The following is a 21,669-nucleotide window of genomic DNA, read 5'->3' on the forward strand; positions in this document are numbered from 1 at the left end:
GCTATTTACTTTCTATGTAGGGGGTTTTTATGAAAAAACTAGGTTTAAAAATAATTCCCATAACAATAATTTTAATTGTATTTATAAGCTTTTTATTAACTTTTGTCAGTATAATTAATAAGCCTTTAAAAAATGATTCAAACATAGTAATAAGAGTTAATGAAGGAGATAGTTTTTATAGTATTATAAATTCTTTATCCAAAGAAGGAAAGATAAAAGGAGTACCATTTATAAAATTATATGTTAAGGTTTTAGGTAAAAATATAGATATTAAGCAAGGTGAATATGTTATAGAAAATAACTTTTCATTAGATGAGCTAATAGACACATTAACTAAGGAATCTTCAATAAATATAGTTAAGTTTACTATTCCGGAAGGGTATACAATAGAAGATATAGCAGAAAAACTAGAAATTGAAGGAATTTGCAGCAAAAATGATTTTCTTTTAGCTATTGAAGAATATGAGTTACCTAGATATGTTAAAATTGATAGCAGCAAAAAATATAATTTAGAAGGATATTTATTTCCAGATACATATTTATTAAAAGTTGGAGAAAAACCTAAAGAAATATTAACTAAAATGATTACAAGATTTGAAGAAATGCTAGAGCAAGCTAGTAAAGAAACTAGTATAGAAATCAATTCAGATGATATAGAAACTATTGTTACTATAGCTTCTATTATAGAAAAGGAAGCAAGAGTAGACAGTGAAAGACCATTAATATCATCAGTTATAGTTAATAGGTTAAATGATGGTATGATGCTTCAAATTGATGCAACAGTTATTTATGCTTTGGGCGAACATGTAGAAACAGTTTTAGAAAAACATTTAGAAGTAGATTCTCCATACAATACATATATAAACTATGGGTTGCCTGTAGGACCTATATCTAATCCAGGTTTAGAATCCATAAAAGCTGCATTAAAACCAGAAAAAACAGATTATTTATTTTATGTACTTCAAGATGAAAAAACTCATTATTTTACTAATAGCGATGTTGATTTTATGAATAAATTAGAGGAACTTGGATATTAATTAATTAACTTAATATTTGGAGGATTAGCATGAGTGGAATAACTTATGATTATATGGAAGAATATATTAGAAGTTTAATACCAGAAGGCACTGAAAAGTTCAAAGAATTAGAAGAATTTGCAAAAGAAAATAAAGTGCCTATTGCACAAAAAGAAACGGCAAAATTTTTAGAGTTTATAGTTAGTATGAAAAAACCATTAAAAATATTAGAGCTTGGTACAGCAATTGGTTATTCAGCTATATTAATGTGTGAAGCAACAGGAAATAAGACAAAAATAACTACTGTTGAGCGCGATGAAAATATGATAAAATATGCTAGGGAAAACTTTAAAAAATATAACTTAGAAGATAAAATAGAAATTGTTGAAGGGGACTGCCTAGAAGTTCTTGAAAATTTAGATGATAAATATGATCTTATTTTTATGGACGCAGGAAAGGGTCACTATAATCACTTTTTGCCTAATTGTCTTAGGTTATTAAATGAAGATGGTATTATTGTTGCAGATAATGTCCTTTTTAGAGGAATGGTTGCATCAAATGATTTAGTAAAGAGGAGAAAAATAACTATAGTAAAGAGAATGAGAAAATACTTAGAACTGGTATCTAAGGATGAAAATTTAATTACTTCTGTAATACCAATGGGGGATGGAATTGCAGTGACTAAAAGGAGGTAAATACATGAAAAAACCAGAGATTTTAGCACCAGCAGGAAGTCTAGATAGATTAAAAATAGCAATAGATTTTGGAGCAGATGCTGTATATATAGGTGGAGGAAGATTAAATTTAAGAGCCTTTTCAGATAATTTTACAAACGAAGAAATGGCTGAAGGTATTAAATACTGCCACGATAGAGGGAAAAAGTTATATGTAACTATGAATGTATTCCCTAGAAATCATGACTTAAAAGGTGTAGAAGAATATATAAAGGGATTATATGACTTAGGTGTAGATGCTATTATAGTAGCAGATCCATCAATAGTTGCAGCAGCAAAAACTGCAGCACCAAACTTAGAAATACATTTAAGTACCCAAGCAAATATAACAAACTGGATGGCAACTAAGTTCTGGTATGAACAAGGTGTTAAGAGAATTGTATTAGCAAGAGAACTTACATTAAAAGAAATAACTGAAATAAATGAAAATACTCCAGAAGGTTGTGAACTTGAAGTATTTATCCATGGTTCTATGTGTGTTGCTTATTCTGGAAGATGTTTAATATCTAATTATATGTTAGGTAGAGATGCAAACAAAGGTATTTGTTCAAATGCTTGTAGATATAAATACTATATAGTTGAAGAAACAAGACCTAATGAATATTATCCTGTAATTGAAGATGATAATGGAACATATATAATGAATTCAAAAGACTTATGTATGATTGAGCATATTCCTGAAATAGTTAAAAGTGGAGTTCATTCATTAAAAATTGAAGGAAGAATGAAAAATGAATTCTATGTAGCTTCAACAGTAAAAGCTTATAGAGAAGCTCTTGATGCATATTGTGATAATCCTGAGGGTTTTGAATTTAAACAAGAATGGTTAGATGCAGTATTAAAAATAAGCCATAGACAATATCATACAGGTTTCTTCTTCGGAAAAATGGGAGAACAAACTTATGATGCATCATCATATATAAGAGATTATGATATAGTTGGAATAGTTAAAAGCTATGACGAAGAAACAAAAGAAGCAACTATTCTTCAAAAGAATAGAGTTTTTGAAGGTGATGAGGTAGAAGTATTAAGAGCACATACACCATACTTTAATGTTAAGCTTAATGAAATGTTTGACGTGGAGAAGAAAACTAATACAAATGTAGCTAATAGAGCTCATATGATATTTAAAGTAAAAGTTGATACTCCATTAAAAGAAAATGATATGTTAATAAAAGGTAAAAAAGTTTTAGAGCTTTAAACATAAGAGGGAGGAACTATAATGGATAAGCCAATACTAATTGGAATTACTGGTGGTACTGGATCAGGAAAAAGTAGTATAGCTGATGCGATATATTCAAGCTTTTCAAATGAGTGTATTGCCATGATACAACAGGATATGTACTATAAGGATCAAAGCCATTTATCTATGGAAGAAAGAATTAAAACGAATTACGATCATCCAAAAGCTTTTGATAATGATTTATTAATTAAACATTTAAATGATTTAATTAATGGAGTTTCAATTGATAAACCTATTTATGATTTTTCATGTCATAATAGAGCAAAGGAAACAGTAAAAGTTGAACCAAGAAGCATAATAATAGTTGAAGGAATTCTAGTTCTTGAAGATGAAAGAATCAGAGATTTATTAGATATTAAAGTTTATGTAGATACAGATGCAGATATAAGAATACTAAGAAGATTAGTAAGAGATATCAATGAAAGAGGCAGAACTGTAGATTCAGTAGTTAATCAATATTTAGAAGTTGTAAGACCAATGCATCTGCAGTTTACAGAACCAACAAAAAGATATGCAGATATTATAGTTCCAGAAGGCGGACAAAATAAAGTAGCAATTGATATTCTTGTATCAAAAATTAAAGATATTTTAAAATAGAAATTATTGTATAAAAGACACCTTTTCAGGCTAGAATTTAGCCTAGGGAGGTGTTTTTTTTATGAAAGTAAAAAATAATATATCATTAAATAGAATATGGATAATACATAGTTTATATTTTATAGTTATTTTTGCATTAATTATAAGATTATATTTTTTACAAGTACATCCATCTCTTGTAGTTGGAGGAGAAATAGAAAATTATCAAGCTGAAAACTTATCCCAAATGAAGTATAGGATTTTTGATACAAATGGAAAAGATCTAATGACATATAATAAAAAATATATTTTAGTTTTAGATACAAAGCCATTTATGCTTAATAATTACGAAGAAACCTTAGAAGATTTAATGGCTTTGAATTTTATAATGAAGAGTGAAGATTCCAATTTTAATTACTCAGATGTTATGAAAAAAGAAGGAAAGATATACTATGCTATTAGTGAGGACACCTATAATAAGATAAACAAATTAAATAATGTAAAAGGAATATACACCTATATTTATGATGAGGTAGATAGAAAAGAAGCATGGAAAACTAATAATATTTTATCTAATATTAAAGATGACAATACTGTTGAAAATTCATTAGAATATACTTTAAATTCATATATAAAAGATAATACTTACCCTGTTGCAAAATTTTATTTAAATGATAAATCAATTTATGGTGATGGTGAATTAAGCACCTCAAATAATAAAAGTATAAAATTAACAATAAATTCAATTTGGGAAGATAAAATTAGGGATATTTTAAATAAAAATGAATATTCTTTTCTAAAAAATATAGGAATAGTAGTTTCAGAGGCTGATACAGGTAAAATAAGAGCTATGGTTCAAAAAGATGAAAGTGAAGCTAATGTAAATTTAGGTATAGGCCAATTAGGATATGAGCCAGGTTCAATTTTTAAGGTAATTACAGAAACTATAGCACTTGATAAAGGACTTATAAGCTTAAGTGATAAATTCCTATGCACTGGAGAAATATGCACAAAAGATGGAAAACCTTATTCCCATGGATTACTTTCTGTAGAGGATGCTTTGAAGGTTTCTTGTAATGACGTTTTTGCTAAGGTTGGAGGGGAAATAGGATATAGTGATATGATGGATTACTTAAGTAAAATGGGATTATTCAAACCAGTTATAAATCTCCAAGGTGAAAATAGAAATGAAGCAAAAGGTGTAAAACCAACTTTAGAAAATGGAATGAATAATATATCTATAGGACAGACAATAATGGTTACACCAGTTCAAATGGCAGGACTTTATAATACAGTTGTAAATGATGGTGTATATATTAAGCCAAGTATAGTAGAAGCAATAGTTGATGATAATGACAAAGAATTAGAAGTCTTTAATGAAAGTGAAAACAGAATTTTTAGTGAAACAGCAGCTAAATTGGCACAAGAAAGTATGTCTAAAGTAATATGGGAAGGGTCAGGATTTGAAGCAAAAGTAGATGGAATAAATATTGGTGGAAAAACAGGTACATCTACTGGTCATGGTGGTATTAATCATGGGTGGTTTGCTGGATATTTTGAATTAAATAATAAGAAATATACTATAATTGTTATTGCTCCTAACATTGGTAATAAACATCCAGATGGAAGAGAGTTAGGCGGAGGAAATACTGGGGCACCTATATTTAGAGATGTAGTTACAGAGCTTACTAAAGAATAAACTTATTAATACTATACAATAGTATTATAAAATAAATTAATATAATTCACAGAATTATACTTAGAATTAGTGTTAATATTTTATGATTATAATAAATTTAAAAACTAAAGCAATATTTTTAAATTTTATCATATTATATAATAAGCACTACTAGGAGGAAGTTCTGTGTTTTTTTTATCTAATATAATTGAACTGCTATGTAATTCAATATTTTTAACAGGTTATATTACTGGCAATAATACATTTCCAAAACCACTTGATGAAGAAGAGGAAGAACGATATTTAAAACTATTAAAAAATGGAGATAAGGAAGCTAAGAGCATATTAATAGAAAGAAATTTAAGATTAGTGGCTCATATTGTAAAGAAATATAATTTTCCTAATAAGGATATTGATGAATTAATATCTATAGGCACAGTTGGACTGATAAAGGCTATAGATTCATTTGATGCGGGTAAGGGTACTAGACTTGCTACTTATGCATCAAGATGCATAGAAAACGAAATTTTAATGCTTTTTAGAAATAATAAGAAACAAAAGAATGAAGTGTTTTTACAGGACCCTATAGGGGTGGATAAAGAAGGAAATGAAATTTGCTTAATTGATGTATTAAGTAGCGATAAGGATTCAGTATTAGAAAAAGTAGAAAATAATATTCAAATCAAACAGTTATATAATAAAATAGGAATTTCACTTACAGAAAGAGAAGGGGCAATATTAAAGATGAGATATGGACTTATAGATGGGAGATGTAGAACTCAAAGAGAAATTGCTGCACTTCTAGGAATATCAAGATCTTATGTATCAAGAATAGAAAAAAAAGCCCTTAAAAAATTGAAGAAAGAATTATCATATAAATGAATATTATAAAATAAATTAAAATAATGTGTATTTAAAAGAAGGAATGTAAAGAAATTTATCGAATTATAACTAAGAAGAGATAAAGAGCAACGTGGAGGGGTAAACATTGATTTATGTGCTAAATGAACTATTGAAAGAGACAATAACTAGAGGAGCCTCAGATTTACATTTAACTGTGGGATTGCCACCAACAATTAGAGTTAATGGAAAGCTATTAAAGATTGGTGAAGAAAAATTAACTCCTATAGCATTAAGAAACTTTGCAGAAGAAATATTAGAAGATAAATATAAAGAGTACGATGATTATGGTGAAATGGATACATCTTATTCAGTAGCAGGTACTGGAAGATTTAGGGTGAATATATTTAAACAAAGAAATAGTGATGCTATAGCTATTAGAGTAATAGCATTAAAAATACCCACATTAGATGAATTAAAACATCCAAAGATAATAAAGAACATAATTGAAAAACAAAGAGGATTAGTACTAGTAACTGGACCAACTGGAAGTGGGAAAAGCACTACCTTAGCAGCTATGATTAATGAAATAAATAATAATAGGGAAGCTCACATCATTACCTTAGAAGATCCAATAGAATACTTGCATAAGCATAATAAATGCATTATTAATCAAAGAGAAATAGGAAAAGACAGTAAAAGCTATCAAAATGCTTTAAAAGCAATTTTAAGAGAAGACCCAGATGTAATACTTGTAGGTGAGATGAGGGATTTAGAGACAATTTCAATTGCAATTACTGCAGCAGAAACTGGACATCTAGTGTTCTCCACACTACATACAATTGGTGCTGCTAAAACTATAGATAGAATAATTGATGTTTTTCCACCTCATCAACAGCAACAAATTAGAATCCAATTAGCTGCTGTATTACAAGGGGTTATTTCACAGCAATTAGTACCCTTAGTAAATAATGATGGAAGAGTAGCTGCCTTAGAAATAATGACAACAACTCCTGGAATTCAGAATTTAATTAGAGAAGGAAAAACTCACCAAATTGAATCTGCAATTCAAACTGGTGGAAAATATGGAATGAAGACAATGGATATGGCCTTAGCTGATTTAGTTAAGAAAGGTAGCATTACTGAAGAAACAGCGTTAACATATTCAGTAGATAATGAAACAATAAAAAGAATAATGATGTTATAAAAACAGAGGTAACTCTGTTTTTTTAATAAAAATTCATTAATTAATGAAAGGAAATTTTAATTATTTGTTGAATATATCAATAAGTGTTGTTTTAAAACTTTCGTTAATTAAGAAAATATTATAATTTTATTAAAAGGTTGAGTTATTCTATTCGAGATGATAAAATTATAATTGAATTATATTAAAGTTAAATAAAGAAAATTTGGAAATTTTATTTAAGAAATTATATATTACGGAATATTACATAAATTTTAAACTGTTATGAAAAATATTTTATCTAGAATATTATAATTCAAAATAATACAAATGTTTACTTATAATAACAAAAATTTTATTATTTGTTTATTAAGGTATTGTTAAAAAGATATAATATGATGTAAAATTAATGTATAAGTAGTTATATAGTTAGTGAAATTGAAATTATTTAAATTGTTTTAATTATGAAAAGAGACAAAGTAGAAAAATTACTAGTAGTTATTTTCTAAAGGAGGAATTATTTTGTTAGATTTCGAAGTAGATATGCAAGAATTAACCAATATTAAGGTAATTGGTTGTGGTGGCGGTGGTGGTAACGCCGTAAATAGAATGATTGCTGAAGGGCTAAAAAATGTTGAGTTTATTGCTGTTAATACAGATAAGCAAGCTTTAATGTTGTCACATGCTAATGTGAAAATACAAATTGGAGAAAAATTAACAAAGGGGCTTGGTGCAGGAGCAAATCCTGAAATAGGTAAAAAGGCAGCAGAGGAAAGTAGAGAAGAAATAGCTGAAGCTATTAAGGGAGCTAACATGGTATTTATAACTGCTGGAATGGGAGGCGGAACAGGTACTGGTGCTGCCCCAATAGTTGCTGAAATAGCTAAAGCTATGAACATATTAACAGTTGGAGTTGTAACTAAGCCATTCCCATTTGAAGGTAAAAGAAGAATGAGACATGCTGAAATGGGTATAGAAAATCTTATGAAAGCTGTAGATACCTTAGTTATCATTCCTAATGAAAGATTATTATCTATGGCAGATAAGAAAACAACACTTTTAGATTCATTTAAATTAGCTGATGATGTATTAAGACAAGGTGTTCAAGCTATCTCAGACTTAATTACTATACCAGGTGTCGTTAATGCTGACTTTGCGGACATAGAAACTGTTATGTTAAATAAGGGACTAGCTCATATGGGAGTTGGACATGGAACAGGAGATAATAAAGCACAAGATGCAGTTAAGCAAGCTATATCATCACCGCTTTTAGAAACATCAATCGATGGAGCTACTGGTGTTATTATAAACTTCACTGGTGGCGTAGATTTAGGAGCAATAGAAGTATATGAAGCTGCTGATATAGTAAGAGAATCTGCGGATCCAGATGCTAATATTATATTTGGAGCTGTTATAGATGAAACTTTAACAGATGAAATAAGAATAACTGTAATAGCAACAGGATTTGAAGAAGATAATAATAAATTGTTGAATCATGAACCTATTTTTGAAAAGAAGATAGTTAAAGAAGAAAAAACCCCAGTAGAAACATCTACAACAGAGCAATCAAGAAAAGTAGATCCACTATTAGACATTGAAACTGATAGTGTAAACATTCCAAGCTTTTTAAGATCAAGAAAATAGTATATTACATTTTTTAAAAGACCAAGAAAAGAGATTCTTGGTCTTTTTTTTGTTTTTGAACATATTAATAAATATGGTTTAACTTTGTTACTTTTTATTATAAAACTTTAATAACTGTAATTAAATGTAATAAATGAAAGATGAAAATAAAAAAAACAGTGAGTTATTGTGACAAAATTTTGAAATGAAACAGTTTATAATTTAAGTACAAAGGGGGAAGGCAAATGGTTATATATATAGATATACTTTTAGCTGAGAATTTTATAATTAACTTGTTTTTGTTGTTAGTTTCATTAAAAATTTTAAGATATAGATATTATAGGACAATCTATTTAGCGGCAACTCTTGGATCATTTTATACTTTAGTATTATTTACGGATTATAAAATATTTGTTACTTTACCCTTTAAGTTTATTGTAGTTATACTGATGATTATGATTAGTACTAAAAATATAAATTTATTGAAGTTAATAAAATCAGGGGCTACATTTATTATATTATCATTTACATTATGTGGAGTTACTTTTGCATTTTCTATGATTGAAAATTACGATAATTTTTTAAGCAATTATTCAATTAATAATTATTCTATAAAGTATTTAGTATTATCAGTTATGTTATTCTATATAGCTATAGTTAGGATAAGTGATTATCTAAAAGATAGGTCATTAGTAAATAATTTTATCTTTGATGTAGAAATATCCAATAAAGATAGGTCTGTTGTTATTAAAGGTTTATTAGATACAGGAAATGGACTTAGAGAGCCAGTAACCAATTTACCTTGTATAATAATTGAAAGTGATTTTCTTAAAGAATTTGATATAAAAAGTGACGAAGAATTTTCAATTCCATATAGTACTATTGGAGAGTTTGGAAGTCTAAAAGGCTTCAAGTCTAAGACAGTAAGAATTAGAAGAGAAGATAGTGAGTGGAAAAATATTGAGGTAATAGTTTGTAAGTGTAAGAATAAATTAAGTAAAAATAATGAGTTTAATGCATTATTATCAAGAGGAGTAGTATGGTTATGATAAAAATAAAAATATTGTTAAATAGAATTTTAGAAAAATTAAAGTTTTTAAAAGGTGAACTCCATTATGTTGGAGGAAGCGAAGCCTTACCTCCTCCATTAAAAAAGGATGAAGAAGAAGAATTAGTAAATAAATTAATTCAAGGTGATGAATCCATAAGAGATATTCTTATTGAGAGAAACTTAAGATTAGTAGTATATATAGCTAGGAAATTTGAAAATACTGGCTTTGGAGTAGAAGATTTAATTTCAGTTGGTACTATTGGATTAATAAAAGCTGTAAATACTTTTAATCCAGAAAAAAAAATAAAACTTGCAACGTATGCATCTAGATGTATAGAAAATGAAATACTAATGTATTTAAGAAGAAACAGTAAGGTAAAAGCTGAAATATCATTTTATGAGCCTTTAAATATTGATTGGGATGGTAATGAACTTTTGTTATCAGATATTTTAGGAACTGAAAATGATATAGTTTATAATTTAATAGAAGATGAAGTAGATAAAGAATTACTATTTTTAGCCCTCAAGCATTTAAATGACAGAGAAAAAGAAATTGTAAGATTGAGATTTGGATTAAATGGTACTAGAGAAAAGACTCAAAAGGAAGTGGCTGATATGCTTGGTATCTCCCAATCTTATATTTCTAGACTAGAAAAGAAAATTATTAATAGATTGAAAAAAGAAATCAATAAGATGATTTAGGTTGTCTTTAGTATAAAAGACATCACTCTCGGGGATACTTTTTAATGCAGTATGATATTACTTCCGAAGGGGATGATAACTTGATTATTAATAAGGTAGAAATCTGTGGTGTTAATACTTCAAAACTACCTATCTTAAAAGAAAAAGAAAAAAGAGAATTGCTATTAAGAATGAGAGATGGGGATAGAAGTGCTAGGGAAATCTTCATTAAAGGAAATTTAAGATTAGTTTTAAGTGTAATTCAAAGATTTAATAATAGAGGGGAAAATGTTGATGATTTATTTCAAGTAGGGTGTATAGGATTAATGAAGTCAATAGATAATTTTGATTTAGGTCAAAATGTTAAGTTTTCTACCTATGCTGTGCCTATGATAATTGGTGAAATTAGAAGGTATCTAAGAGATAATAACTCCATAAGAGTAAGTAGATCTTTAAGAGATATAGCTTATAAAGCCTTATTAGTTAGAGATAAGCTAATAAAAGAAAATAATAAAGAACCAACAGTTTCACAAATTGCAAAAGAATTGAATTTGCCTAGAGAAGAAGTAGTTTTTGCTTTAGATGCTATTCAAGATCCAGTATCCTTATATGAACCAATATATCATGATGGTGGGGATGCTATATATGTTATGGATCAATTAAGCGATTCTAAGAATACAGATGAAAGTTGGCTTGAAAATATATCTATAAAAGAAGCTATGAAAAAGTTAAACGATAGAGAAAAGCTTATATTGACTCTAAGGTTCTTTAATGGAAGAACTCAAATGGAAGTAGCTGATGAAATAGGAATATCTCAAGCACAAGTATCAAGACTAGAAAAAACTGCATTAAAGCATATGAGAAAGTATGTATAGAGCTCTTAAAAGAGCTCTATAAAATCAAAGCAAAGTGTACATGCTTTATAATTTAAGGAGGTTTATATGGGTTTTTTTGATAATGTTAAAACTGAAGATGAGCAAACAATAGAAGAAAATGAGTTTTTATTACATTCATTAAATGCACTTAGAACAATGGAAGTAATAGATATTAAAACTGGGACAAAGCTTGGATTTATAAAGGATTTTGTTATCGATACTAAAGAGAGTAAGGTAATATCAATATTATTACCTGGAATGGCAAAAGGTTGGTTTAGTAAAGATGAAGATATAGAAATACCTTGGAATAAAGTTAAAAAAGCTGGAATTGAAGTTATCCTAGTAGATAGTACAGATATAGAAAAATTAAACTTATAAAAAATTATAGAAAAAATTATAGAAAAAATGTATAATTTATATTAGACAAAAGAAAATTAGGAAAGGCGTGAAGGCAATGAGATGTCCATTTTGCTCTTTTGAGGAAAGTAAGGTGGTAGATTCTAGATCAACAGAGGATAGTACCACAATAAGAAGAAGAAGAGAATGTTTAAAATGTGGTAAAAGATACACTACATATGAAAAAGTAGAAGATATTCCAATTTTAGTTGTTAAAAGAGATTCAACTAGAGAAAATTTTAATAAGGAAAAAATTATAAATGGACTTATTAGAGCTTGTCAAAAAAGACCAGTATCTAGACAACAAATTGAAGATTTAGCAGAGGATATTGAAAAGACAATTTCAAATAAAATGATAACAGAGGTTAATTCTAAATTAATTGGTGAAATGGTAATGGAAAGATTAAAAAATGTGGATGAAATATCATATGTGAGATTTGCTTCTGTATATAGAGAATTTAAAGATATAAATACTTTTTTAGAAGAAATAAAAAATTTAGTTTCAAAAAAGTAAAAGCTGTTAAAATGATTTTTATCATTTTAACAGCTTTTTATTTTAAAGTTAAAAGTAAGTTAAATAATTAAATAGTAGTTCAAAAAAATAGATAATAAACTTAATAAATGGTAAAATGTATTCAAACAATTAAATGAGGTGACTAAATGATTAGCTTATACACAAGAGATTTAAAAAAGGAAAAGGACTTTCTTATTTATGAATTAGGAAAGATAAATATAGTTTTTTCAACAGCTGAAAATGACAGGAGCTTTAATAGGCATAAGGATTTTGGAGTAGATAATTTAAATAGTATAGTTAAGGATTTTAATTTAGATAATATACAGTATTTAAATCAAATTCATAGTGATAATGTTTTTGTATATAATAAGATAAATGGAGATATAAGAAGTAAAGAAGGAGATGCTTTAATAACAAAAGAAGAGAATACTGCAATAGGGGTTTTTACAGCTGATTGTGTTCCTATTATTATAGCAGATGTTAAAAATAATATTATTGCATCTATACATAGTGGATGGAAAGGAACCTTTAATTCTATAGTTTTAAAAACCTTAAATAAGATGCAAAAGGACTTTAATATAGATATTAATGAAACAAAAGTTTTTATAGGACCTCATATAAGACAATGTTGTTATGAGGTATCTTATGAGTTGAAGGAATCTTTTATTGAAAAAACAAAAATAGAAGAAAGTAAATTATTTAAAGATAGAAATTTAAGTATGGAAGAATGCATTTTAAAGGATATAAGAGAATTTGGAATAAAGGAGAGTAATATTTATTCTTTAAAGTTATGTACTCATTGTGAAGAGGATATTAAGTTATATTCATATAGAAAGTCAATAGGAACTTATGGAAGATTATTTTCATTTGCATTTATAAAATAAGGGGGGATAGTTATGGCATCAGAAAAAATACTAGTAGTAGATGATGAGGATCATATTGTTGAACTAATTAATTATAATTTAATAAATTCTGGTTATAGTGTTATTACAGCTAATAATGGAATAGATGCTGTAAGAATAGCAAAGGAAGAGAATCCTAATTTAATTTTGTTAGATTTAATGATTCCAGGGTTAGATGGGTATGATGTCTGTAAAGCCATTAGAAGTGATGTAAATACTAAGAACATATCTATAATAATGTTAACAGCTAAGGGTGAGGAATTAGATAAAATATTAGGATTAGAACTTGGTGCAGATGATTATATTACAAAGCCATTTTCTATAAGAGAACTTTTAGCTAGAATTAAGGCTATATTAAGACGAACAAAGGCTTTAGAAACCAACGAAGAAACATATAACTCTAGGGGGATGTATATAAATTTTGAAAGAAGAGAAGTTTCTATCTTAGGTAATAAGGTAGATTTAACTTTAAAGGAATTTGAATTACTTGAGATATTAGTTAAAAATAGAGGTAAAATATTAACTAGAGAAACACTTTTAGATAAAATATGGGGATATGAATACCTTGGAGAAACAAGAACTATAGATGTTCATATTAGATATTTAAGGAAAAAAATCGAAGTAGATGATAAAAATCCACAATTTATTGAAACTATAAGAGGAGTAGGATATAGATTTAATCCTAATAATTAAGTATGAAGAAAAGAATATTAGTATCATCATTAATAACAGTAATATTTGCTTTAATAATAGTGACATCTTCTTTTATAGCATTATTAAATGTTAAAGAGATAAATAGAACAAAAGATACTTTAGCAAGTTATAATGATATAATTATAAGATATATTGATTTAGGATATTATAATTTTGATGATTTTATAATTAATAAATCTAAGGTTAGATTTACAATTGTGGATAAAGAGGGAAATGTAATTAAGGACTCTGCTAATGATAATCTTGAAAATCACTCTAGTAGAGAGGAAATAATAAATGCTTTTAAAAATGGGAAGGCTACCTCAACAAGATATAGTAAAACAGAAGGAACTAATGTAGTTTATTATGCTACAAAAATAGATGATAATAGAGTGTTAAGATCTTCAGTACCAATAAGTAACATTAAATTTTTTTCTGAAGGATATTTTAAATATTATTTTATAATAATATTTTTTGTAGTTTTATTATCTTTAGGACTTTCTTTAAAATTAATTAGAGCTATTATTTATCCTTTAAAAGAATTAGAAATTGTAACTGATAAAATTGCAAATGGAGATTATAGCAGAAGAGTTAATATACATACCAATGATGAAATAGGTTCCTTAGCAAATACCTTTAACAATATGGCAGATCAGCTTAATTCTAAAATTATAGATTCTATAGATAAGCAAAATAAATTAGAGGCTATATTAGAAAGTATGGAAAGTGGTGTAATAGCTGTGGATAATAAGCAAAATGTAATGCTTATTAATCCTTATGCTAAGAATTTGTTTGGAATTAATAGAGATATTATAGGTAAAAATATATCAGAATATATAATTGATTACGATATAATTTCCTTTATGAGAAGTATACATGAAATTGAAACAAAGGAAATTAAACTTCTTCATCCGATTCCAAGAGAGCTTAGAATAAAAAAAGCACCTATAATAAATACAAAGAAAATACCTATTGGGGTAGTTATAACAGTTTTAGATATTACAGATATAAAGAGGTTAGAGAATGTTAGAAGTCAGTTTGTAGCTAATGTATCTCATGAACTTAAAACTCCTTTAACATCTATAAAGGGATTTGCAGAAACCTTAAAATATGTTGAAGATAATACTACTAGAAATAAGTTTTTGGATATTATAGATAAAGAAGCTGAAAGACTAACAACTTTAATTAATGATATATTAATTTTATCAAATATTGAAAATAATAAGATGAAGGAAGAAGAGTTTAATCCTTCTGAAGTTATATATGACGTAATCAATATGTTTAGTAATGAAGTTAATAATAAAGAAGTAGAAATAAATTTCCATGATAAAGGAAGTAAAGAGCTTCTTGGTGATAGAGATAAGTTCTATCAAATGATGTTAAATTTAGTTGAAAATGCAGTGAAATACTCTAATAATAAAGCAATAATTAATATAAAAACCTATGAAAATAATGATTATGAGTATATAGAAGTAGAGGATAATGGTATAGGAATTCCAGCAGATGACTTACCAAGAATTTTTGAAAGATTTTATAGAGTAGATAAGTCACGTGCAAAAGGTGGAACAGGATTAGGTTTAGCAATAGTAAAGCATATTGTGAAGATGTTTAATGGAGAAGTCTATGTAGATTCTGAACTTAATAAAGGAACAAAATTTACTATTAAGCTTAGAAAGCTTAGAAAATTAATTTAATTATAGTTTTAAGAAGTTGTACTAAAAGTAATTATAAATTTGCTTTTAGTGCAACTTTAATTTTTTATTATAATAATTGTTAAAATTATTTAACATAATTGTAACCTTTCTTAACATTTAAATAATATTCACTTAACCTTCAAAGATTAGTATTAAGATGTAAAAAAAATTAATAAAAAATATTGTTAATTTGGAGGAGAAAAATATGAAAAGAAAGAGTTTAAAACTTATATGTACAGCATTACTTGTAAGTATAGTAGGAGCAGGGGTTGCTGGATGTGGGAATTCTTCAGTTAAAAGCAATCCTGAAGGGGGAAACTCTAAAGATAAAGTAACTATATCTATTTCTGGATCTACCTCTGTTGGACCATTAATGGGAAAGTTAGCAGAAAAATATGAAAATGAAAATAGTAATATTTCTATAGAAATAAATGAGGTAGGTTCATCAGCAGGAATTAAAGATACTATAAATGGTGTTTCAGAGATAGGTATGTCCTCAAGAGAACTGAAATCAGAAGAAGAAAGTTCAGTTAAAGGAACAACTATTGCTTATGATGGTATTGCTATAATAACAAATAAAAATAATCCTATTAAAAATATAACAATTGAACAAATTAAAGATATATATACAGGTAAAATAACAAATTGGAATGAAATAGAAGGCGGTAAAGATGCGCCTATAGTTGTAGTATCAAGAGAAGAGGGATCCGGAACTAGAGATGCCTTTCAAGAAATAATTGGATATAAATCAGAGGATTTGGAGCCAAATACAATGATAGCTAATGCTACAGGAGCTGTTAAGCAAACTGTAATAGGAAATGAAAATTCAATAGGATTTGTATCTTTTGAATACTTAGATGATGAAGTAAATGTTGTAAATGTAGAAAATGTTGAACCTAAGGCAGAAGAAGTGCAAGCTGGTAAATATAAAATATCAAGACCATTTATTGTAGTAAGTAAAGAAGGAACTTTAAGTGAAGAAGGACAAAAATTCATTGACTTTATTTTAAGTGAAGAAGGACAAGCTATGGTTAAAGATAATAAAGCAATTCCAGTGAAATAGCGTATTTTTAAGAATTCTCATAGGAGAATTCTTAATTTCCATAGGAGAGGATAAGCATGATAAATGTTAACAAAAAAAATAATAGAAAGTATTTAATAGAAAATTTATCAAAAGGAATATTTTTAGCCAGTGCTCTTATTGCAGTAATAAGTTTATTAGTAATTATAGGCTTTGTATTTTATAAAGGTTTAACTCCATTTATAAGTAAAGGTTACTCTTTTGTAGATTTTTTTACAGGAAGTAAGTGGATACCTAGTTCAGATATTTATGGTATTATGCCAATGGTAATTGCATCTATACTTGGAACACTAGGTTCACTAATAGTTGGTGTACCTATAGGGATATTCACAGCTATATTTATAGCAGAAGTAGCACCAAAAAAAGTTGGAAAGATAATATCAGCAGCAGTTGAACTGTTAGCAGGAATTCCATCAGTTTTATATGGAATTTTTGGATTATCTGTTATAGTGCCTTGGATTATGGGTACTTTTGATTTACCAAAAGGGCAAAGTCTTTTAGCTATAATAATAGTATTATCAATTATGATGCTACCTACAATAGTAACAGTTTCTGAAACTGCTATAAGAGCAGTTCCTAAAAACTATAAAGAGGGTTCATTAGCTCTAGGTGCATCACACATAGAAACAACCTTTAAAGTTGTTGTTCCTGCAGCTAAATCAGGAATTTTAGCTGGGGTAGTATTAGGGATAGGGAGAGCAATTGGTGAAACAATGGCAATAATATTAGTTGCAGGAAATTCACCTATAATTCCAAGCTCGATTATGGATTCAGTAAGACCACTTACTACTAATATAGCACTGGAAATGGGATATTCCTTTGGAACCCATCAAGAAATGTTATTTGCCACAGGAGTTATATTATTCCTATTTATATTATTATTAAACTTAGTATTAACTAAACTTTCTAGTAAGGAAGGTAACTAATTATGAGAAAATTTAAAGAAGTATTATTAAAGTCATTATTATGGATATCAGCAGCTATTACAGTTGGAATATTAATATTTATATTAGGATTTATTTTTTTAAGGGGATATAAATTAATAAATATAGATTTTATTACAAAAAATTATTCAGCATCAGGAGATAGTGGTATTTTACCTATGATAATAGCAACATTATATACTGTTGTTATTTCCATAGTAGTAGCAACTCCTATAGGAATATTGGCAGCTATTTACCTAACAGAGTATGCTAAACAAGGTAAGGTTGTAAAAATTATTAGGTTTGCAACAGAAAGTTTATCAGGTATTCCATCTATAGTTTATGGATTATTTGGATCTATATTTTTTGTTGTAACATTAAAATTAGGATATTCAATACTTGCAGGATCTCTTACTGTTGCAATTATAATATTACCTGTAATTATTAGAACTACAGAAGAAGCTTTGAAGGCTGTTCCACCATCATATAAAGAAGCATCATTAGGTCTTGGAGCAACTAGGTTTCAAACACTCTATAAGGTAATAGTACCTAGTGCAATACCAGGAATATTAGTGGGAGTAATATTATCTGTTGGTCGTGTAGTTGGTGAATCAGCAGCTATTTTACTAACAGCAGGAACCGTTGCAAAGATGCCAAAAGGAATAATGTCTAGTGCAAGAACTTTAACGGTACAGTCCTATTTAGTAACTCAAGAGTCAGGAGATATAGGACAAGCTACGGCAGTGGGAATAGTTTTAATAGTAATAATACTCATACTAAATATACTAACAAAGTTAATAAGTAAAAAATTTAATAAGGCAAATTATTAATTATATATACTAAGAGGTGTAAGTATGTCAAAAGAAAATTTAAAAAAGATTCAAGTAAGAAACTTGAATTTATATTATGGAGATAATCAAGCTTTAAAAAATATAAATATAGATTTAGAAGAAAATAAAGTTACTGCTTTTATAGGACCTTCTGGATGTGGTAAATCTACATTTTTAAGAACTATTAACAGAATGAATGATTTAATAGATAATGTTAAAATTGAAGGAGAAATCTTTGTTGATGGAGAAGATATATACAAAAGTAAAGATGTTATTGCATTAAGAACAAAAGTGGGTATGGTATTTCAAAAACCTAATCCATTTCCAATGTCAATTTATGATAATATAGCTTATGGTCCAAGATTGCATGGTATAAAAGATAAAAAATCATTAGATGAAATAGTTGAAAAAAGCTTAAAAGGGGCAGCTCTTTGGGATGAAGTTAAAGATAGGCTTAAGAAAAGTGCTTTAGGTTTATCAGGAGGACAACAACAAAGACTATGTATAGCAAGAACTATAGCTGTTTCTCCAGAAATAATATTAATGGATGAACCAACTTCTGCTTTAGATCCAATTTCTACTAACAAAATGGAAGAATTAATGGAAGATTTAAAAAAGAAGTATACAGTGATAATAGTAACTCATAATATGCAACAAGCAGGTAGAATTGCAGATAAAACGGCATTTTTCTTAAATGGAGAAATAATTGAATATGGAGATACAGAAGATATTTTCTATAAACCTAGGGATAAAAGAACAGAAGATTATATTACTGGAAGATTTGGCTAAAATTATTAAGAGGTGAGAAAAAATGATGAGAGAAGTAATGAGTAATAAAATTAAATTGCTTAATTCAGAATTAATTGAAATGGCAAGTTTAGTAGAAAAACAAATACTAGAAAGCATGAATTCTTTAAAAAATCAAGATGTAGATTTAGCAAAAAAAGTCATAAAAGATGATGATAAAGTAGATAATTTACAAAAAATTATAGAAGAAAAATGTATAAAGTTTATGGCTACGGAATCTCCTTTAGCTAGAGATTTAAGGAGTATATATACAACAACTAAAATTGTAACTGATCTTGAAAGAATGGCGGACTATGCTGTTGATATATGTAAAATAGTTCCTAGAGTTAAGGGAGTAAGTTTTTCAGATGAAATAGCTCCTATTTGGGAATTAGTTGATATTGTTAATAATATGATAAAATTATCAATTGAAGCTTATGTTAATGGTGACGAAAAGGCAGCCTATGAAATTTGTCGTATGGATGATAGAGTAGATGCAATTTATCAAGGCATGTTTAGTATAGTTCTTAAAAAGATGGGAAACGAATCTGAAATGATAAATCAAGGGACTCAAATTCTCTTTGCTTCAAAATATTTAGAGAGAATTGGTGATCATGTAACAAATATTTGCGAATGGATAATATTCTCTAAAAAAGGTAATTATGTAGACTTAAATGAATAACATTATTATATATAAATATTTAAAAAGTAAATTAAATAAGAAATTATGTAATAATATAGGAAACAAGAAATATTAACCAGGTTTTATTAGATTTACATCAATATTTATACATTTTACATTCTATATTTGAAATTTTGAGCTGTTAAGACAGCTCATTTTTATTGACTAGAATTTATTAATAATGTAATATAACATCAAGTGAATATTAAAATTAGGGTAATTATGCTTACAAGAAAAGCAAAAATTGAAATTATTACTATAAAATATATAACTAGATTTTATAAAGATAAATATTCGTCAATAATATAAATATTGACAGATACAGAGGTGAAAAAAGTGAAAAATTTAATTAAAAAAGTTGATGTAGGTAGTATAGCTGAAGAAGTTGGTATTGAAGTGAACGACGTCTTAATATCAATTAATGGAACTCCTATTGATGACATTATAGATTATAAATTTTTGGCTGTAGATGAAGAAGTAGTTCTTGAAATTGAAAAACCAGACGGAGAAATCTGGGAATATGAAATAGAAAAGGAATACGGTGAAAATTTAGGACTTGAATTCCAGGGTGGGATAATGGATAAGGCAAAAAGATGTTCTAATAATTGTATGTTTTGTTTTATTGATCAGAATCCAAAAGGAATGAGAGATACTTTATACTTTAAAGATGATGATTCAAGATTATCATTTTTACAAGGAAACTTTGTTACATTAACCAATATGAAGGATGAAGATATTGATAGAATAATAAGATATAAAATAAGTCCTATAAATATTTCAGTACATACTACAAATCCAGAACTTAGAGTTAAGATGTTAAAAAATAGATTTGCAGGATCTATTATGGAAAGACTTAAGAAATTAAGAGATGCAGAAATTCAAATGCATGCACAAGTTGTATGTATACCTAACATAAATAATGGTGAGGAATTAAGAAAAACTGTAACTGATTTATATGAATTACATCCTTATGTAAAAAATGTAGCAGTAGTTCCAGTAGGTGTTACTCAATTTAGAGAAAATTTACCTAAGCTAGATACCTTTAATCATGAGTCAGCAAAAAATGAAATATTAATGATTGAAGATTTACAAAAGAAGTATATTGAAGAAACAGGAGCTCCATTTGTAAGACTTTCTGATGAGTTTTATATAACTGCAGGAATAGATGTACCAAATGAAGAATTTTATTCAGGATACGATCAGCTTGAAGATGGAGTTGGAATGATAAGATACTATAGAGAAGTTGTAAAAAGATCTATTGAATTCTTAAACAAAGATCTAAAGGGAAGTTTTTCTATGGTAACTGGAGAATTAGCTTATAATGAAATAAAAAGATCAGCAGACCTTATAATGAAGCATAATTCTAACATTCATATAGATGTATATAAGGTTATAAATAACTTCTTTGGAAATACTATAACAGTAGCAGGGCTTTTAACAGGTACTGATATAATAGATCAGCTAAAGGGTAAAATAAACACAGATTATTTAATAATGTCAAGTAATATGTTTAGAAAGGGCTATGAACTAGCTCCAGCTGATATGGTTATGTTAGATGACTTAAATATTCACGACATAGAAGAAGCTTTAAATGTTAAGGTTATAGTCTGTGATTATACAGGTGATGACCTTATTGATTTAATAAATGCAAATTGTAAGGAGGACTAA

General features: G+C 27.5%; 22 protein-coding genes. All 22 read left to right on the forward strand.

Annotated elements, in window-relative coordinates:
* The first annotated feature begins 29 nt into the window (after positions 1-29).
* Positions 30-1,037, forward strand: a complete 1,008-nt coding sequence (gene mltG / locus ACFYH6_RS08040; RefSeq protein ID WP_416179498.1) for an endolytic transglycosylase MltG — start codon at positions 30-32, stop codon at positions 1,035-1,037.
* Positions 1,038-1,066: 29 nt separating this feature from the next.
* Positions 1,067-1,711, forward strand: coding sequence for an O-methyltransferase (locus ACFYH6_RS08045; RefSeq protein ID WP_316342769.1), 645 nt, complete (start codon positions 1,067-1,069; stop codon positions 1,709-1,711).
* Between the two features lie 4 nt (positions 1,712-1,715).
* A complete protein-coding gene (locus ACFYH6_RS08050; RefSeq protein ID WP_416179497.1) occupies positions 1,716-2,951 on the forward strand; it encodes a peptidase U32 family protein in 1,236 nt (411 codons plus the stop codon).
* Positions 2,952-2,972: 21 nt separating this feature from the next.
* A complete protein-coding gene (gene udk, locus ACFYH6_RS08055) occupies positions 2,973-3,590 on the forward strand; it encodes a uridine kinase (protein WP_316342771.1) in 618 nt (205 codons plus the stop codon).
* A gap of 61 nt (positions 3,591-3,651) precedes the next feature.
* The gene (locus ACFYH6_RS08060) at positions 3,652-5,268 is read left to right on the forward strand and encodes a penicillin-binding transpeptidase domain-containing protein (protein WP_416179496.1); all 1,617 of its coding nucleotides are present in this window, start codon (positions 3,652-3,654) and stop codon (positions 5,266-5,268) included.
* 165 nt (positions 5,269-5,433) lie between these two features.
* Positions 5,434-6,129, forward strand: coding sequence for an RNA polymerase sporulation sigma factor SigK (sigK, locus tag ACFYH6_RS08065; RefSeq protein WP_291708114.1), 696 nt, complete (start codon positions 5,434-5,436; stop codon positions 6,127-6,129).
* Positions 6,130-6,238: 109 nt separating this feature from the next.
* On the forward strand, positions 6,239-7,294 hold the full coding sequence (locus ACFYH6_RS08070; protein ID WP_416179506.1) for a type IV pilus twitching motility protein PilT: 1,056 nt from the start codon (positions 6,239-6,241) through the stop codon (positions 7,292-7,294).
* A 498-nt stretch (positions 7,295-7,792) separates the two neighbouring features.
* Complete coding sequence (gene ftsZ, locus ACFYH6_RS08075; protein WP_316342773.1) at positions 7,793-8,914, forward strand: cell division protein FtsZ; 1,122 nt, start codon at positions 7,793-7,795, stop codon at positions 8,912-8,914.
* A gap of 224 nt (positions 8,915-9,138) precedes the next feature.
* Positions 9,139-9,942, forward strand: coding sequence for a sigma-E processing peptidase SpoIIGA (locus tag ACFYH6_RS08080; protein ID WP_416179495.1), 804 nt, complete (start codon positions 9,139-9,141; stop codon positions 9,940-9,942).
* Positions 9,939-10,646 (forward strand): RNA polymerase sporulation sigma factor SigE, encoded by a 708-nt coding sequence (gene sigE, locus ACFYH6_RS08085; protein ID WP_316342775.1) that lies wholly within the window; start codon positions 9,939-9,941, stop codon positions 10,644-10,646. Before ACFYH6_RS08080 ends, sigE begins: the two co-directional genes overlap by 4 nt.
* 80 nt (positions 10,647-10,726) lie before the next feature.
* Positions 10,727-11,500, forward strand: coding sequence for an RNA polymerase sporulation sigma factor SigG (gene sigG / locus ACFYH6_RS08090; RefSeq protein WP_291631424.1), 774 nt, complete (start codon positions 10,727-10,729; stop codon positions 11,498-11,500).
* Between the two features lie 66 nt (positions 11,501-11,566).
* Entirely contained in the window at positions 11,567-11,878 is a 312-nt protein-coding gene (locus ACFYH6_RS08095) for a YlmC/YmxH family sporulation protein (RefSeq protein ID WP_316342776.1), read from the forward strand.
* Between the two features lie 76 nt (positions 11,879-11,954).
* Positions 11,955-12,410 (forward strand): transcriptional regulator NrdR, encoded by a 456-nt coding sequence (nrdR, locus tag ACFYH6_RS08100; protein ID WP_316342777.1) that lies wholly within the window; start codon positions 11,955-11,957, stop codon positions 12,408-12,410.
* A gap of 146 nt (positions 12,411-12,556) precedes the next feature.
* Positions 12,557-13,294, forward strand: coding sequence for a peptidoglycan editing factor PgeF (pgeF, locus tag ACFYH6_RS08105; RefSeq protein ID WP_416179494.1), 738 nt, complete (start codon positions 12,557-12,559; stop codon positions 13,292-13,294).
* Between the two features lie 12 nt (positions 13,295-13,306).
* The gene (locus ACFYH6_RS08110) at positions 13,307-14,005 is read left to right on the forward strand and encodes a response regulator transcription factor (RefSeq protein WP_316342780.1); all 699 of its coding nucleotides are present in this window, start codon (positions 13,307-13,309) and stop codon (positions 14,003-14,005) included.
* Between the two features lie 2 nt (positions 14,006-14,007).
* Positions 14,008-15,699 carry an ATP-binding protein gene (locus ACFYH6_RS08115; RefSeq protein ID WP_416179493.1) on the forward strand — a complete coding sequence of 564 codons (1,692 nt, stop codon included), beginning with the start codon at positions 14,008-14,010 and terminating at the stop codon, positions 15,697-15,699.
* A gap of 205 nt (positions 15,700-15,904) precedes the next feature.
* The gene (locus ACFYH6_RS08120) at positions 15,905-16,762 is read left to right on the forward strand and encodes a phosphate ABC transporter substrate-binding protein PstS family protein (protein ID WP_416179492.1); all 858 of its coding nucleotides are present in this window, start codon (positions 15,905-15,907) and stop codon (positions 16,760-16,762) included.
* 56 nt (positions 16,763-16,818) lie between these two features.
* Positions 16,819-17,706: a phosphate ABC transporter permease subunit PstC gene (gene pstC / locus ACFYH6_RS08125; protein WP_416179491.1), complete on the forward strand. Its 888-nt coding sequence runs from the start codon at positions 16,819-16,821 to the stop codon at positions 17,704-17,706.
* Between the two features lie 2 nt (positions 17,707-17,708).
* The gene (pstA, locus tag ACFYH6_RS08130; protein WP_416179490.1) at positions 17,709-18,533 is read left to right on the forward strand and encodes a phosphate ABC transporter permease PstA; all 825 of its coding nucleotides are present in this window, start codon (positions 17,709-17,711) and stop codon (positions 18,531-18,533) included.
* Between the two features lie 24 nt (positions 18,534-18,557).
* Entirely contained in the window at positions 18,558-19,322 is a 765-nt protein-coding gene (gene pstB / locus ACFYH6_RS08135; protein WP_316342786.1) for a phosphate ABC transporter ATP-binding protein PstB, read from the forward strand.
* 22 nt (positions 19,323-19,344) lie between these two features.
* A complete protein-coding gene (gene phoU, locus ACFYH6_RS08140; RefSeq protein ID WP_316342788.1) occupies positions 19,345-20,001 on the forward strand; it encodes a phosphate signaling complex protein PhoU in 657 nt (218 codons plus the stop codon).
* Positions 20,002-20,337: 336 nt separating this feature from the next.
* The gene (locus ACFYH6_RS08145; RefSeq protein ID WP_316345397.1) at positions 20,338-21,669 is read left to right on the forward strand and encodes a DUF512 domain-containing protein; all 1,332 of its coding nucleotides are present in this window, start codon (positions 20,338-20,340) and stop codon (positions 21,667-21,669) included.

Source organism: Clostridium sp. HCS.1 (assembly GCF_047900555.1).
In the GTDB taxonomy this organism is placed as follows: Bacteria; Bacillota; Clostridia; order Clostridiales; family Clostridiaceae; genus Clostridium.